The 15,373-nt window shown below is 61.1% G+C and carries 13 protein-coding genes; 7 read left to right on the top strand and 6 right to left on the bottom strand.

The features are described from left to right. A complete protein-coding gene (locus tag ACQZ60_RS17455) occupies positions 1–1,509 on the top strand; it encodes a carboxylesterase/lipase family protein (RefSeq protein WP_448735754.1) in 1,509 nt (502 codons plus the stop codon). A gap of 62 nt (positions 1,510–1,571) precedes the next feature. Beyond that, positions 1,572–2,519 carry a LysR family transcriptional regulator gene (locus ACQZ60_RS17450; RefSeq protein ID WP_448735753.1) on the top strand — a complete coding sequence of 316 codons (948 nt, stop codon included), beginning with the start codon at positions 1,572–1,574 and terminating at the stop codon, positions 2,517–2,519. Between the two features lie 308 nt (positions 2,520–2,827). Here the strand turns inward: ACQZ60_RS17450 and ACQZ60_RS17445 are convergent, their stop codons facing one another. The 5 genes from ACQZ60_RS17445 to ACQZ60_RS17425 form a co-directional block, all read right to left on the bottom strand. Further along, positions 2,828–3,949: a sn-glycerol-3-phosphate import ATP-binding protein UgpC gene (locus ACQZ60_RS17445; RefSeq protein ID WP_003520204.1), complete on the bottom strand. Its 1,122-nt coding sequence runs from the start codon at positions 3,947–3,949 to the stop codon at positions 2,828–2,830. Between the two features lie 33 nt (positions 3,950–3,982). Beyond that, positions 3,983–4,867, bottom strand: a complete 885-nt coding sequence (locus tag ACQZ60_RS17440) for an ABC transporter permease subunit (protein ID WP_448735752.1) — start codon at positions 4,865–4,867, stop codon at positions 3,983–3,985. A 7-nt stretch (positions 4,868–4,874) separates the two neighbouring features. Then, entirely contained in the window at positions 4,875–5,765 is an 891-nt protein-coding gene (locus tag ACQZ60_RS17435) for a carbohydrate ABC transporter permease (protein ID WP_020811712.1), read from the bottom strand. Positions 5,766–5,847: 82 nt separating this feature from the next. Next, positions 5,848–7,191 (bottom strand): extracellular solute-binding protein, encoded by a 1,344-nt coding sequence (locus ACQZ60_RS17430; protein WP_448735751.1) that lies wholly within the window; start codon positions 7,189–7,191, stop codon positions 5,848–5,850. 262 nt (positions 7,192–7,453) lie between these two features. Continuing rightward, on the bottom strand, positions 7,454–7,927 hold the full coding sequence (locus ACQZ60_RS17425) for a VOC family protein (RefSeq protein ID WP_004432877.1): 474 nt from the start codon (positions 7,925–7,927) through the stop codon (positions 7,454–7,456). Positions 7,928–8,200: 273 nt separating this feature from the next. Between ACQZ60_RS17425 and ACQZ60_RS17420 the strand changes: the two genes are divergently transcribed. The 3 genes from ACQZ60_RS17420 (at position 8,201) to ACQZ60_RS17410 (ending at position 11,991) form a co-directional block, all read left to right on the top strand. Further along, positions 8,201–9,985, top strand: coding sequence for a methyl-accepting chemotaxis protein (locus ACQZ60_RS17420; protein ID WP_174023460.1), 1,785 nt, complete (start codon positions 8,201–8,203; stop codon positions 9,983–9,985). Between the two features lie 525 nt (positions 9,986–10,510). Then, positions 10,511–11,404, top strand: coding sequence for a lytic transglycosylase domain-containing protein (locus ACQZ60_RS17415; RefSeq protein WP_304983375.1), 894 nt, complete (start codon positions 10,511–10,513; stop codon positions 11,402–11,404). Positions 11,405–11,577: 173 nt separating this feature from the next. Next, entirely contained in the window at positions 11,578–11,991 is a 414-nt protein-coding gene (locus ACQZ60_RS17410; protein ID WP_174057609.1) for a hypothetical protein, read from the top strand. Positions 11,992–12,027: 36 nt separating this feature from the next. Here ACQZ60_RS17410 and ACQZ60_RS17405 read toward each other — a convergent pair whose 3' ends face one another. Further along, positions 12,028–12,930, bottom strand: coding sequence for a hypothetical protein (locus ACQZ60_RS17405; protein ID WP_004432885.1), 903 nt, complete (start codon positions 12,928–12,930; stop codon positions 12,028–12,030). 191 nt (positions 12,931–13,121) lie between these two features. Between ACQZ60_RS17405 and ACQZ60_RS17400 the strand changes: the two genes are divergently transcribed. Next, complete coding sequence (locus tag ACQZ60_RS17400) at positions 13,122–14,102, top strand: 3'-5' exonuclease (RefSeq protein WP_448735750.1); 981 nt, start codon at positions 13,122–13,124, stop codon at positions 14,100–14,102. A 182-nt stretch (positions 14,103–14,284) separates the two neighbouring features. After that, the gene (locus ACQZ60_RS17395) at positions 14,285–15,370 is read left to right on the top strand and encodes an ABC transporter ATP-binding protein (RefSeq protein WP_448735749.1); all 1,086 of its coding nucleotides are present in this window, start codon (positions 14,285–14,287) and stop codon (positions 15,368–15,370) included. Positions 15,371–15,373 lie beyond the last annotated feature (3 nt).

Here is a 15,373-nt window from a genome sequence, read left to right as displayed (position 1 = left end):
ATGACGATGGTGAAAGCGGCAGCCGGTACATTGCAGGGCAGGCTGGAAAACGGAATTCACGCCTTTCTCGGTGTGCCCTATGCCGCGCCCGTCACGCCCGAACGCCGCTTCGAAGCGCCGCAGCCCGTGTCGCCATGGCAGGGCGCGCGGGACGCCACCCGGCTTGGCCCCGTCTGCCCGCAAATTCCCACTTACGGTCCGGTGGGCACCGCCGCGACCTCGAAACTGGCCTTCGGCGAGGATTTCCTCACCGTCAATATCCGCACGCCCGATCCGGCGGGCAGGGCGCCCGTGCTGTTCTGGATCCATGGCGGCGGCTACGCGGTCGGTTCCGCCAATGAACCGGTGCTGCAGAGCGGCGCTTTCGCGGCCAGCGGCATCGTTGAGGTCACGGTCAATTACCGCCTGGGTGCGCTCGGTTTCCTCCATCTTGAAGGCAGGCCCGACAATCGCGGTCTGCTCGATCTTGTCGCCGCACTGGAATGGGTGCGCGACAATATTGCCGCCTTCGGTGGCGACCCGGACCGGGTGACGCTGGCCGGGCGCTCGGCGGGCGGCTTTGCCGTCGCGGCGCTGATGGCCATGCCGGGCGCGCAGGGGCTTTTCCACCGGGCCATGCCGCAGAGCGGCGCAAGCACGGGCGTCGCCTCGATGGACGATGCCGCGAAACTGACGCGCCGGTTTCTGGCGGCCGCAAATGCGGATGAGGCTTCGCTTGCAGCTCTGCCCATGCACCGGCTGCTCGAAATTCAGCGCGATCTCTGCAACCAGTCCTATGAGCAGCATGATTTCGCCCGCGACGGCGCAGCCTCGATGCTCGGCGTGCCCTTCGTCCCGGTCATCGATGGGGTAAGCCTGCCGGAACATCCGGAAACTGCCGCCCGCGAAGGCCACATCACCGCCGTGCCGATGATGATCGGCTGCACGACGGGAGAATATGTGACCCATGCGACGGCGCAGCCGAAAATGGATTTCGCGCTTTGTGCGGAATTGCTGCATGAGCGGGTTCTGCCGCGTGGTCTCACCGGCTCCCTTATTGTCGAGCGTTATCGCAGGGCGCTGCCGAGCCACAGCCCGCGTGGCATCTGGCGCGCGGTTGCCGGCGATCTCGTCTTCCAGCTTCCGGCGATGCGTTTCGCCGGGCTGCATGCCCGTTTCAATCCGGTCTATAAATATCTCTACGGCCCGCTGGAGGCCGATGAGCTGGGCGCGCCGCACGGGGCGGAGGTCGGCTCGGTCTGGTATCGCGATGGTTCGAATGGCCGCGAACTGCCCGAGCGCCAGCGGGTGGCGGATGCGGGCTTTGCAAGAGCGATCCACGATCTGTGGGCCTCCTTCATAAAGGACGAACGGCCCCGTGCCCCGAATGGTGAGTGGCCGCTATATCGTGCCGAAAAACCAATGGTTCTGCGGGCGGGTCCGGCCGGGTTTGGCGCTACTCCCGATCCTTTCGACGGGCGCGAGGCGCTTTGGCTGCCGGCTGGCCATGAGGATTGCGGGCCGGTATAGCGCTTGGTGACGATGAGGCAGAAACACAGGTCTTGAAGACAGGCCTTGGGGCGGAGTGGAAAATGGCGTCTGACTATCTCGATACGCGGCAGCTCGAGGCTTTCGTGGCCGTGGTGTCTATCGGCAGCATCACCGGCGCAGCCAGGGCGCTGGGCAAGTCTCAACCCGTCGTGACACGTCTCATTCAGGACCTTGAGGGCGAAATCGGCTTTGCACTGTTGCATCGCAACGGCCCCCGCATCACGCCAACCGAAAAGGGCGTGGCCTTTTTTGCGCAGGCGGAATTGTTCCTTGGCGGTCTCAGAACGATCAGCGAAAGCGCAAGGCGCATCCACGCCGCGCGCCGCACCGCCATCGAGGTCGCCTCCATTCCGGCGATTGCCGCAAGCCTCCTGCCACGGGCGCTCGCCGCCCTGCCGGCCGACCGGTTTCCCGATCATGTGCATCTCCAGAGCATTTCTTCGGAAAATGTCGTGCAGGCGGTGATGGCAGGCACGGCGGATCTCGGCGCCGTCAGCCTTCCGCTCGACAATCCCGGTGTCGACATTCACTGGCTGGGGGAGGTGCCGTGCGTGGCCGTGGTGGCGGAAGATCATCCGCTCGCCCGGAAAGCGGTCATCTCCGCCGAAGACCTTGCCGGAAACCGGCTCATCGCTTCGGCAAACCCCTTCCGTCTGCGCATGCGGATCAACGATGTGCTTTCCAGCCTCGGCGTCGACCTTTCCTCCGTGATCGACAGCAATGCGACCTATGTTTCGCTTTCGCTGGCGCGCATGGGTCTCGGTGTCGCAATCGTCGAATCGATTACCCTCTGGGGCCTGCCGGTGGAGGGTGTCCGCGTCATACCGCTCTCGTTCCACATCCCGTTCCAGTGGGGCCTCGTGACGGCGGCCGGCCGGCCGGTCATCTTCGAGGTGGAGCAGCTTGTGGCCATGGCAAGACGGCTGGTGTCAGATATTCCCCAGGCGCTTGTTTACGATAAAATATCGCAAATTCAAAATTTTGATTGAATTTCCTGATGTAGTTTGTGCGTTCCGCCAGCCGCCAGCCGCCAGCCGCCAGCCGCCAGCCGCCAGCCGCCAGCCGCCAGCCGCCAGCCGCCAGCCGCCTATAGTATAGTGTTCCCAAATCCGGCCGGACTCGGCCCGGCCCAATCCGATCAGGTGCGGCCGACTATATCCGAGACTCCAGCGGACGCGCTTTGCGCGGCCGCTGGAGCATTTTTGAGTAAAAAGCGAAATCGCTTTCACGTTCGGACAATGCGTTAAAACAGAAGGTCAGTGCACTCCCCCGCGAACCCCCGTTCACGGGAAATGTTCTAGACCGCCAGCAGCTTCTCGTTGCCGATGCGGGTGGTTTCGACGGCGCCCTCGGTTTCGATCCGTTTTCCGGTGGCCGGATCGAAGAAATGAAGGTGGGCGGCGGGGAGATCGAGGTGGATGCGCTGGCCGGGTTTTACCGAAAGGTCCTCACCGATGGCGGCGGAGAAGGTCTCGCCGGCGATATCGGCATGGACGATGCGGCCCGAGCCCAGTTCTTCGACGAAATCCACGACTGCCGGCACGCCGGCGCCATCCGTGCTGACCACGCACTGTTCCGGGCGGATGCCGACGGTCACGTCGCGGCCGCGCAGTTCCAGCGCGGTTTCGGGGAAGAGCTTTACGGGCGTGCCATGCAGCATCACGGCGGGGGATTCCACCTCTACCCTCGTGTTGAACAGGTTCATGGCAGGCGAGCCGATGAAGGAGGCCACGAAGGTGCTGGCCGGGCGGTGATAGATATCCAGCGGATGGCCGACCTGCTCGACATTACCCTTGTTCATCACCACCAGCCGGTCGGCCAGCGTCATGGCCTCCACCTGATCGTGGGTGACGAAGATGGAGGTGGCGGAGAGGCGCTGGTGCAGTTTGCGGATTTCGGCGCGCATGGTCACACGCAGCTTGGCGTCGAGGTTGGAGAGCGGCTCGTCGAACAGAAACACCGCAGGTTCGCGGATGATGGCGCGGGCCATGGCGACGCGCTGGCGCTGGCCGCCGGAAAGGGCCGCGGGCTTGCGCTCCAGATAATCGGAAAGGCCGACGATCTTTGCGGTCTCCTCGATGCGGCGCTGGCGTTCGGCTTTGGGAACGCCGGCGACCTTCAGCGCATAGCCGATATTGCCGGCCACTGACATATGCGGGTAAAGCGCGTAGTTCTGGAACACCATGGCGCAGCCGCGTTCGCGCGGTTCCAGCGTGTTGACCACTCGCCCGCCAATGGCGATCTCGCCGGAGGTGATGTCCTCCAGACCGGCGATCATGCGCAGAAGCGTGGATTTGCCGCAGCCCGACGGGCCGAGGATGACGACGAATTCGCCGGAGTCGAAAGTGAGGTCCACGCCGTGCAGGGTGGGCGTCTTGCCATAGGATTTGCGGACCTGACGGATATCGATCTGAGCCATGATGGGAAAACCTTGTTGTTGAAAGCCGCGCTGTTACTTGTCGGACGAGACGAGGCCGCGGACGAACCAGCGTTGCAGGAAGGCCACGACGAGAAGCGGCGGCAGGATGATGATGAGGGAACCGGCCAGCGTGACGTTCCAGTCCGGCGTGCCGTCATCGGCGGGCAGAAGCGCGCGCAGCGACATCATCACCGTCTTGTAGGACGGGTCGGTGACCATCAGCAGCGGCCACAGATACTGGTTCCAGGCATAAACGAACATGATGGTGGTGAGCGCCAGCATGTTGGTGCGCGACAGCGGCAGCAGCATGTCCACGAAGAAACGCGCCGCACCCGAACCGTCCATGCGCGCGGCCTCCGCCAGCTCGTCCGGGATCGTCATGAAGAACTGCCGGTAGAGAAAGGTGCCGGTGGCGGTGGCGATCAGCGGCAGGGTAAGGCCGGCATAGGAGTTCAGCAGGTTCCATTCCAAGGTGACCTCGATGCCGAACAGGCCGAGGACGGAGCGGAACGGCTGGAAAAGATCGGCGGCGACGGAATAGGTCGGCACCACGCGCACTTCGAGCGGCAGCATCAGGGTGATGAACACCGTCCAGAAGAACAGGTGTCTGAGCGGCGAGCGGAAGAACACGATGGCGAAGGCGGTGAAGGCCGAGAGGGCCACTTTGCCGATGGTCACCAGCGTCGCCATGATCATGCTGTTGAGGAGGGCGTTGCCGAGATTGGCGCGTTGCCAGGCCGCTTGCGCATTGGTGAAGAATTCGCCCTGCGGCATGAAGTTGAAGGGAACGCTGTTGACCTGCTGGACCGACTGGCTGGCGCCGGAAATGACGACGATGAAGGGGCCGATGAGCAGGAAGAAGCCGGCCACCATGATCGCATAGGTCAGGGCGTCGGCATAGGGTGTGCGCTGGATCATCGCCGCCTCACTTGTAATGGACTTGCCGCTCGACGAAGCGGAACTGGATGAAGGTGAAGACCATGATGAGGCCGATGAGGACGAGGCTCTGCGCCGAGGCGCCGGAATAATTCAGCCCCTCGAAGGCCTCGCTGACGATGCGGTAGACCATCACTTCGGTGGCGTGGTTCGGGCCGCCCTCGGTGGTGGAGGCGACGATGCCGAACGTATCGGCGCCGACGAAACCCTCGGTCATCATGATGACGGTGAGGAAGAACAGGGTCGGTGCCAGCAGCGGCACCTGAATGTCGATGGCGCGGCGAATGGGCCCGGAACCGTCCATGGCGGCGGCCTCCGTCAGCGAACGCGGCACGGATTGCAGGCCGGCGAACAGGAAGATGAAGGTGTAACCCGCCCATTTCCAGATGAAGATGACGATGACGAGGATGAGCGCGTGCTCGCCGTATTTGGCCGGGTTCCAGATATCGGGCCACCAGGAATTCAGCGATGCGGCGATGCCGCGTTCCGGCGACAGGATGAAGCGGAAGGCCATGCCGGCGGCGGGACCGGCAATCGCATAGGGCAGGATATAAAGCACCCGGAAAAAGCCGGAGCCGGGAAGCTGGCGATCGACCGCAAGGGCGAGCACGAGGCCGATGAGGATCGCGAAAAACGGACCGGCGACCGCAAAGATCAGGCTGGTGAGGATCGACTGCCAATAAAGCGGATCGCCGAAGGTTTCGATGAAATTGGCTAAACCGACGAATTCCGCCTGGCCGCCGAAGGGCGGCTCCAGCGTGAATGCCCAGTTCAGCACCGCCGCGACCGGCCAATAGAAGAACAGAAGGATAAGCAGAAACTGCGGCAGGGCGAAGAGCACAGGCAGCCATGTGCTTTTGAAGACGGTACGCTTTTCCATTGGAGTCCGGCAGGGTTCGAGATTTCGGCGGGCCTGCCCGAACGACTGTCCGGACAGGCCTTTGACGGCGATGAAAGAACGCTTAGTTCAGCTTGGCGCCTTCATAGGTCTTTTCGAAGCGGCGCAGGCCGGTGTTGGCGCGCTCGACGGCCTTGTCGAGTTCGGCCTGGACGTCGGCGTTCTGCATGAAGATGGCTTCGAGCGAGGTCGAGAGTTCCTTGCGGATCTGCGTGAAGTTGCCGAGGCGGATGCCGCGGGTATATTCGGAAGGCGGCGTAAACGTCAGGCTTTCGATGGCCTTTTCACGGCCCTTATAGGGGGCCTTGTCGTAAAAGCCCTTGGCCTTCATGGCGTCGTAGCCGGTCTTGGTGACCGGGATGTAGCCGGTGACGGTGGACCACCACTCAACCATGTCAGGCTGGGCGATGAAGTTCAGGAACGCGGCAGCGCCCTTGTATTCGGCTTCCGGACGACCGGCCATGACCCACAGCGAAGCGCCGCCGACGAGCGAGTTCTGGCGTGCGGTGCCCTTCCAGACCGGCAGCATGGCGACGTCCCACTTGACACCTTCCGGCATGCCCTTGCCGACCGAGCCGTGGCTGGCGATCGAGCCGGTGAAAATCTGGCAGGTCTGCGAGGTGAAGGCGGGCAGGAGATCCATGCCGAGCTGCTTGGTCTTGACGACGAACAGCTTCTCGTCCTGCATCTTCTTGAAGAATTTCACGTGATCGACGAATTTCGTCTTGTTGACCGTGAGTTCGGCGTCGAGGCCCTGATAGCCGTTGCCCTTGGTGGCGATGGGCTGGTTATGGATGGCCGAGAACTGCTCCATGAACATCCAGGTGTCGAAGTTGAACGCCATCGGGCATTCGAAACCGGCGGCCTTGAGCTTCCTTGCGGCTTCCTCGACCTGTTCCCAGGTGTCCGGCTTGAAGGTGATGCCGGCCTTCTCGAACGCGCTGACATTGTAATACATGACGGCGGTGGAGGAATTGTAGGGGAAGGAGTTCAGCTCGCCGGCGGCCGTGGCGTAGTAATTGGCGATGCCGGGGAAATAATTGTTCCAGTCGATCTTGTAGCCATTGTCGGCCATCAGCTTCTTGGCGGGAACGAAAGCCTTGGACAGCATCATGTCCAGCGTGCCGGCGTCATAAATCTGGGTGATGGCGGGCTGCTTCTTGGCGCGATAGGCGGCAATGGTGTTCTGCAGGGTGGATTCGTAATCGTTTTGCGAGGTGCAGACGATTTCGAATTCGGCCTGGGATTCGTTGAACTTCTTGCAGGTGTCCTGCACGCGGTCGCCGAGATCGCCGGAAAGGCCGTGCCATAATTCGAACTTGGTCTTTTCTGCCTGGGCGGCCGTGGCGCCGAAGGCGGCGGCGATGGCGACGCCGGCCACGAAGGAAGTCAGAGCGGAAGATTTCATGAGTTGAGCCCCGTTGCTGGAATGATGGCCTGCTCGGCAAGGACTCCAAGTCCCCGGCACGAAGCCACGGAGGCTCTGCTAACAGCCGTCTTTGACGGATGGCTTACAGTTTGTTGAACGTTTTATGATGACTGGCCGCGCAGCCCATTCTGCGCGGCGAAAAAAGTGCGATAAATACGGAAAATCGGAATTTAGAATTATTTATCAGTATCTTCCTGTTTTTGGCCCGCCTCGCTACCTGCTGCTGAACAGCTTTCGCCAGTCAACCGCGACGTGCAGCCTCGATGGCGGCGACATCGATTTTCTTCATGTCCATCATCGCGTCGAAGGCGCGTTTGGCCTCCGCGCCGCCGGCGGCCATGGCGTCCATCAGCACGCGCGGCGTGATCTGCCAGGAAACGCCCCACTTGTCCTTGCACCAGCCGCAGGCGCTTTCCTCACCGCCATTGCCGACGATGGCGTTCCAGTAACGGTCGGTTTCTTCCTGATCTTCGGTCGATATCTGGAACGAGAAAGCCTCGCTCTGCTTGAAGACCGGCCCGCCATTGAGGCCGATGCAGGAAACGCCCGCCACGGTGAACTGCACCGTCAGCACGTCTCCCTTCTTGCCGGAGGGATAGTCGCTCGGCGCATGGTGAACGCCGGTTACCGCGCTATCCGGAAAGGTTTCGGCATAAAATCTGGCCGCGGCCTCGGCATCCTTGTCGTACCAGATACAGATCGTGTTCTTTTCCATTTGTGTGTTCCTCCCAAATTGAAATCGTCATCGAGCCGGCGCGGAAATTCGCCGGCCATTGCCGGTTCCCCATTCGGTATAGAATGCGACCATGCGCCGAACGTTCCCAAAAAAACGGCGGCGAGAAAAACCGGCAGGCAACACACTGTCACGGTATCTGCAACTTCAGATGACGAACATCAACTTTATCCTTAAATATTATTTAATAATGTAATCATAATATTCACGAATGATTTTGAATAGGAATCATCCCTTTCCATCGGAGAAACGCGCGTGAGTATTCTTGATCGTGGTGCCAATGCTTTTGCGGTTCTCGCCGCGCTTTCCAAATCCCAGGCCATAATCGAATTCGATCTTTCGGGAAAAATTCTCAACGCCAACGAGAATTTCTGCCGGGCGCTCGGTTATGAGCTTTCGGAAATCGTCGGCAGGCACCACAGCATGTTCGTGGAACCTGCGGTCGTGTCCTCGCAGGATTACAAGGCCTTCTGGTCCAAGCTTTCGGCCGGCCAGTTCGATCAGCGGCAATATAAGCGTATCGGCAAGGGCGGCCGGGAAGTCTGGATCGAGGCGTCGTACAATCCGGTGTTTCGTCGCGGCAAGCCGGTGAAGGTGGTCAAGATCGCCACCGATATTACCGACCGCAAGCTGAAGGCGGCGGAAGATGCGGGCAAGATCGACGCCCTGTCACGAGCGCAGGCCATCATCGAATTCTCCCCGAACGGCGAGGTTTTGACCGCAAACGAGAATTTTCTCGCCGCTCTCGGTTATTCGCTGGCGGAAGTGCAGGGCAGGCACCATTCCATGTTCTGCGAACCGGCTTATACGCAGTCGCCGCAATATAAGCAGTTCTGGGAAAGGCTGGCCGGCGGCGATCTCGTGGCGGATGAGTTCATGCGGCTCGGCAAGGGCGGCCGCAAGGTCTTCATTCAGGCGTCCTATAACCCGATCTTCGATCTTAACGGCAAGGTGTTCAAGGTCGTCAAATTCGCGACCGACGTGACCGGCCGCGTCGAAAACGTCGAAAAGCTGGCGCAGTGCCTCACCGATCTGGCCGAGGGCGATCTTGCCCAGAGCATCGACAAACCCTTCATCCCTTCGCTTGAAAGATTGCGCACGGATTTCAACGCGGCTTCGGAAAAGCTGAAAAGGGCCATGACGCTGGTGTCTGAAAATGCCGGCGCCATTTCGTCCGGTTCCAACGAGATCAGGTCCGCTGCCGACGATCTCGCCAGACGCACGGAGCAGCAGGCCGCCTCCATCGAGGAGACGGCAGCCGCGCTCGAAGAAATCACCACCGCCGTCAACGATTCGAGCCGCCGCGCCGAAGAGGCCGGCAAGATCGTCGCCCGCGCCCGTGACCATGCGGAACATTCTGGCCAGGTGGTGCGCGATGCGATCGGCGCCATGGACCAGATCGAAAAATCATCGCGGGAGATTTCCAACATTATCGGCGTGATCGACGAAATCGCCTTCCAGACCAATCTTCTGGCACTGAATGCAGGCGTGGAAGCCGCCCGCGCGGGTGAGGCGGGCAAGGGTTTTGCCGTGGTTGCGCAGGAGGTTCGCGAACTTGCGCAGCGTTCCGCAACGGCCGCCAAGGAAATCAAGAGCCTGATCAATGCATCCGGCGCGCAGGTGGAAAACGGCGTCGGCCTCGTCACCAGGGCGGGTTCGGCCCTGCAGGAAATCGCCGAGCAGGTGCGGGATATCAACACCAATGTCGTTGCGATTGTCGATGCCGCGCGCGAACAGTCCACGGCGCTTGCGGAAATCAATCAGGCGGTCAACACCGTCGATCAGGGCACCCAGCAGAACGCCGCCATGGTCGAGGAGCAGACCGCCGCAAGCCACAGCCTTGCGCGGGAAGCGGCGGCCCTGTTCGAGCTTCTCGGGCAATTCCGGTTCGAGGACGCTCCGCGCTCCTCCGCCTCTGCGCGCAGCGGCTTCGAGCAGCAATCCGCGCCGGTGAGTTCGCATCGCAGCGCATCCCGCCCGCTTGCGGCGCGCGGTTCCGCTGCTGTTGCCGTCAAGCATGAGGAGTGGCAGGACTTCTAGAGTGAGGCCTCAGTTGCTTTGAAGCCGGTGGTGAGCCCATATTCTCTCATCATCGGCACTGTGCCACTGTCGTCCGGTTTAAATTTCTCGAAGAAGGCAGCGTCGTCAGATGGGAAGGCAAGTCTAGCCAGTCACGCCGACGTCATCCTCGGGCCTGTCCCGAGGATCTGCAACGTATTGATTTTATTCGACGTGATTAGATCCTCGGCACAGGGCCGAGGATGACGCCGAGAGAATGTTGGTCCTCACGACTGACTTGAAAGGGGCTGCGGGCCGTCCGGAAATTAAACCGGACAGCAGTGGCACAGGGCGGAGGATGACGTCGAGAGAATGTTGACCCTCCATTACTGACCTGAAAGGGACTGCCCGCCGTCCTCGCCCCATCCGATGGTGCCAGTCCATTCGATGTTCGATACGTGATGACAAGCCGGAAAGCTGGGCATATCTTCCGGATTGGCCGATAATCGGCAGATCGCGTCTGGAGTTTTCGGGGACTTTCGCTTGGCAGGGATATCGACAAGCCGCATGGCTCTTGCCCTGTGTCTGCTGACCGCAGCCTTCGGCGCGGCGCAAGCCGAAGAGCCCGCCGGGGAAAAAGCCGCCTGCGCCTATACCCATGATGTCGCGCCGGACCTGTGCATCAATGCCGGCAGTTACAATAACGATCTTTGCCATGCCATCGAGGTGCTCGCCGCCCGCCATGCCGTTCCGCCGGATTATTTCGCCCGGCTGATCTGGCGGGAAAGCCTGTTCCGGCCCAATGCGGTCAGTCCGAAGGGGGCGGAGGGCATTGCCCAGTTCATGCCGGGAACGGCGCGGTTGCGCGGTCTCGAAGACAGTTTCAACATCATCGCCGCGCTTGAGGCGTCTTCCCGTTATCTCTCCGAATTGAACGTGCAGTTCGGCAATTTCGGCCTTGCCGCCGCAGCTTACAATGCGGGGGAGGCGGGCTTGCGGAACTTCATCGCCAACGGTCGCCTGCCCACCGAAACCCGCGATTATGTGTTCGCGATCACCGGTTATCCGGTGGAGATATGGAAGGACAATCCGCCGGAAAAGGCGGCACCGGCGCTGGATGACAACCGCTCCTTTCTCGATGCCTGCGTGCGTCTCGCCGACACCCGCACCATGAACGATCCCGTTCTCATTGCATCGGCCGACTGGGCGCCCTGGGGCGTGCAGCTTGCCGCGCATTATAATCCGGCCGTGGCGAACCGGCTTTTCACCCGGGCGATCCTGCAGCTTTCGGAGCCGCTGAATGCCGAGCGGGCTTTGATCGTGCGGCAGCGGGGCGGGAATTTCGGTTCGCGGCCGCGTTATGCCGCCCGTATCGGCCGGGAAACCAGAGCCGAAGCCAATGCACTTTGTGGGGATATCCGACGGGCGGGCGTTCCCTGCACCGTGTTCCGCAACAGGTAAAAGCGGCGCGCGCCGGACCGGTAAATCGTCTTCCCGCGACAGGGCTGATCATAAGAAGTTGATCGGCTTTGCGGCCGCTCCATCTTTCCGTGCAAAATAATCGTGCCTAGATTTGCCCCCGGACGCTGGCCGACAACTGGGGCCAGCGACGTTTTATAGGGAATGATCTGGAAATGAGATGGCTTGAAAGAGGATGTCTGGCGGCCGTGCTGGTCGTCGTTGCGGCGTGCACCAGCGCCGGCGAGACGGAGATTTCCCGCACTGTCGCAGGTTTCGTGGGCCAACCGCGCGAGGCCGCAATCGCCCGACTCGGCCGCCCGAACAAGGTCATCATCGAAAACGGCGAAACCGAATCCTACTGGCTGAAAGTCGATAGGGAGACCTATGCCGGTCTCAGCAACAGGCGCGAAGTCAAGACCGTCGACGGGCAGGCGCAGGTCTCGGAAACCGAGGGCATGAAGATCAAGGAACATCGCCGCGACTGCATCATAAAGATAACCGCGGATGCCGCCTCCATCGTCAGGACGAGCGAGATCATTGGCAATCCGGCCAATTGCGAAAACCTTCTCGACAGGCAGGCCTCCTGAGGACCTGCTGTCGCGGCCGCTCCGCTTGCCGAAGCCTCAAAGCTCCATCTTGATGGTCAGCATATATTCGGTGCCCTTCGCCCGGTCACGCGTGCGGGAGACTTCAAGCGTGACCTTATCCAGCTTGTGCCCAAGGGTTTCCTTGATGGTTCCTCCCGGCGTATCCTCGCGCCGGAACGAGGTGTCGCCGTAACCGACGCCGATTTTGCGGGTAATGGCGCTTTCCGTGTAGGTTCTTCCGAACATGGCGGAAGCCTGGCCGCTGCGCACCGTCGTTTCGAAGCCGCGGGATTCGAGGTCGCGATAGGCCGAGGCGGCAATCGAATTGTCCGAACTGCTATAGCTGCCTCCGGCGCTTATTCTGGCGAGCCGATGGCCGTCATGTTCCAGGGAAAAATTGCCGTCGGCCGAAGGTCCGAAACGACCGCCGTTCATGGCGTCCTTATAGGTGAAGCGGAAGCGGCCGCTGCGTGCGTCCACCTGATAATTATAGGAAGCGTCGCCGCTGCGGATCTGAATGCCCGGCGCCGGTTCGCTGCCGAGGATCGGCGAAACCTTGTCCGCGAACTGGAACAGGGGTTTGGTGACCTCTTCGAATTCCGACTTCGACAATGCCAGCGGCTTGCCATCCGGGTCGAACTTCCCAACCGCGAGGCACGGGCGCTGGTTGATGATGCTCTTCAGGGCAAAGACCGTGCAATTGTCGCTGGTCGTGCCGGCAATCGCGGCGTGGACGGAATTGCGCAGGGTGTAACTGCCACAGCAGGAGAAGGCCTCATTGTCGAGGCTCGCATCGCGCGTATAGCCCGTAAAGACAATGCCGCTTGCCCCGTTGGTAAGGCCTGCATTGGCGAAATGCGGCCCGCTTTGCAGCGGAAACAGCTTCAGCCGGCTCTGGTCAGCGAGCGTTTTCGGGTTGGAAGGCGATGGAAGCGGCATTCTTCTTCTCTCCTGAAACACGGGAACGGTGCGCTTTTTTTACCATCGTAAATTGAAGCCGCAACCCTTAACTGTACCCCGTGAGATATGCCGTTTCTGTGGATGAGAGCGACCGCTGTTGTTACTGTGAGCCTGTGCGCATATGTTGGAATACTCAATCTTGATTTCCGGGCAAGGCGGACAGGCGCATAATGACCTCCCAGTTGGATTTTTTCGCACCCGCGGCAGCGCGGCTTCCGCAGGCTGAAAGAGGGCGAAAAGCCGGTGGTCGCGAAACGGCCCAAAAGACCGGTACGGACGATGAGGCCCTTGCTGCACATCTTGAATCCACCGGTAATTATCGTGTCCTGCGCCGGCTGCAGCCGCGCGCGGTCGTCGATCGGCCGAGGCCGGAATTCGCCCGTCAGGGCGTGATCCTCGATACGGAAACGACGGGTCTCGACCATCGCACCGACGAGATCATCGAAATCGGCGTCATCGCCTTCACATTCGACGATAACGGCACACTCGGCGATGTCACCGGCATCTATGGCGGGTTGCGACAGCCGGGTATCGCCATTCCCGAAGAAATCACCCGCCTGACCGGTATTACCGACGAGATGGTCGCGGGACAGTCGATAGACATGGACCGGCTGACCTCCCTCATTGCCCATGCCGATCTGATCATCGCCCACAATGCCGGTTTCGACCGCCCCTTTTGCGAGGCCTTCTCGCCGATCTTCCGCGACAAGGCATGGGCCTGCTCCGTTTCGGAAATAGACTGGCGCGCGCGTGGTTTCGAGGGCAACAAGCTCGGTTATCTGATCGGGCAATCCGGCTATTTCCACGATGGCCATCGCGCCGTGGACGATTGTTTCGCCCTGTTGGAAGTGCTGGAGCAGACGCGCCCCGGCCAGAGCAGCACGCCCTTTGCCGAACTCCATGAGGCGAGCCGGCGCTCAAGGGTGCGCCTCTACGCGGAAAACAGCCCGTTCGACATGAAGGATCATCTGAAAAAGCGGGGTTATCGCTGGTCGGACGGTTCCGATGGCCGGCCGAAATCCTGGTGGGTAGAACTGCCGGAGGAAAAGCTCGAAGAGGAACTGCATTTCCTGCGGACCGAAATCTACCGCTGGGACGCCGATCCGACGGTCAAATATCTCACCGCTTTCGACCGGTTCAAGGCCGGGTGAAGCGCGGGGCATTTCGGGCTTTCAGATTGCATACAATTTCTGCAATGAATCGAAAACAATCGCTGTAAAATTGGGCAGGTCTGCGCAAGGCTTTACGAAGCGCAGAAAAATATCATTTTACATCAATGGCTAAGCCGATTGGCACGCCTCCTGCATGACAAGGACGTCGCAGGAGAGTGTTTATGAGCAAAGCCGCAGCAATCGACATCGCGTCCGTATCCAAGATTTACGGCAACACCACCGCCGTGCATGCGATAAGCCTCAAGATTCCGGCCGGGAGCTATTGCTGCCTGCTCGGCCCGTCGGGCTGCGGCAAGACCTCGACATTGCGGATGATTGCCGGCCACGAAAGCATCTCCAGCGGCGACGTCCGGCTAGGCAATACAGTCGTCACCGATCTGCCGCCCGCCCGGCGCGGTACGGCGATGATGTTCCAGTCCTATGCGCTGTTTCCGCACCTCGATCTCGTCGACAATGTCGCCTTCAGCCTCAAGATGAAGGGCATGGACAAGGAAACTCGCCGGGCGAAGGCGCTCGAAATGCTGCGGCTGATGCAGCTCGAACCCTATGCCAGCCGCCGTCCGGCCCAGCTTTCCGGCGGGCAGCAGCAGCGCGTGGCGCTGGCGCGTGCGCTGATTACCGATCCCGAGGCGCTGCTGCTGGACGAGCCGCTTTCGGCGCTCGATCCGTTTCTCAAGATCCGCATGCGCGCCGAGCTGAAGAAGCTGCAGACCTCGCTCGGCATCACCTTCGTCCACGTCACCCACAGCCAGGAAGAGGCCATGGCGCTGGCCGATATCATCGTCGTCATGAATGACGGCCGCATCGAACAGGCGGCCACGCCGCGCGAGGTGTTCGAGCGTCCCGCCACCGCCTTCGTTGCCCGCTTCATGGGTGACCACAATGTCATTCCCGGGCGTTTCCGGGAAAAAACGGACGATCTCGTCACGCTCGAAGTGGCGGGCGGCGGTATTTTCACCGCAAGCGGCGTCGCCCCGGATGACGGCGCGGTCGATATCGCCGTGCGCACCGACCGCGTCCGCGTCGGGGAGGCGCAGCAGCCGGGCCTCGGTTTCACCGGCATCGTCTCGAATGTCGAATATCGCGGCGCAAGTGTGAAGATCGCCGTAACCGGCGCGGGCATCGAGGATTTCAACGTCATCCTCAGCGATGCCGCCTTCTTCGAAAACCCGGTCAGGACCGGAGACGCCATACCGCTTTCATGGAATGCGGCCGATGCCATCGTGCTCGGCCGGGTAGAGAAGTGACCC

Source organism: Agrobacterium sp. 22-223-1 (assembly GCF_053522385.1).
Note: the sequence above shows the minus strand (reverse complement) of the source record. Positions and strands in the feature narration are given on the sequence as shown.

Bases quoted from the DNA above. Each gene is read 5' to 3' on its own strand.
- ACQZ60_RS17410 (WP_174057609.1), top strand. From the start codon at position 11,578: ATGAGATGGCTTGAAAGAGGATGTCTGGCGGCCGTGCTGGTCGTCGTT.
- ACQZ60_RS17455 (WP_448735754.1), top strand. From the start codon at position 1: ATGACGATGGTGAAAGCGGCAGCCGGTACATTGCAGGGCAGGCTGGAA.
- ACQZ60_RS17440 (WP_448735752.1), bottom strand. From the start codon at position 4,867: ATGATCCAGCGCACACCCTATGCCGACGCCCTGACCTATGCGATCATG.
- ACQZ60_RS17425 (WP_004432877.1), bottom strand. From the start codon at position 7,927: ATGGAAAAGAACACGATCTGTATCTGGTACGACAAGGATGCCGAGGCC.
- ACQZ60_RS17435 (WP_020811712.1), bottom strand. From the start codon at position 5,765: ATGGAAAAGCGTACCGTCTTCAAAAGCACATGGCTGCCTGTGCTCTTC.
- ACQZ60_RS17400 (WP_448735750.1), top strand. From the start codon at position 13,122: ATGACCTCCCAGTTGGATTTTTTCGCACCCGCGGCAGCGCGGCTTCCG.
- ACQZ60_RS17450 (WP_448735753.1), top strand. From the start codon at position 1,572: ATGGCGTCTGACTATCTCGATACGCGGCAGCTCGAGGCTTTCGTGGCC.
- ACQZ60_RS17405 (WP_004432885.1), bottom strand. From the start codon at position 12,930: ATGCCGCTTCCATCGCCTTCCAACCCGAAAACGCTCGCTGACCAGAGC.
- ACQZ60_RS17445 (WP_003520204.1), bottom strand. From the start codon at position 3,949: ATGGCTCAGATCGATATCCGTCAGGTCCGCAAATCCTATGGCAAGACG.
- ACQZ60_RS17415 (WP_304983375.1), top strand. From the start codon at position 10,511: ATGGCTCTTGCCCTGTGTCTGCTGACCGCAGCCTTCGGCGCGGCGCAA.
- ACQZ60_RS17430 (WP_448735751.1), bottom strand. From the start codon at position 7,191: ATGAAATCTTCCGCTCTGACTTCCTTCGTGGCCGGCGTCGCCATCGCC.
- ACQZ60_RS17395 (WP_448735749.1), top strand. From the start codon at position 14,285: ATGAGCAAAGCCGCAGCAATCGACATCGCGTCCGTATCCAAGATTTAC.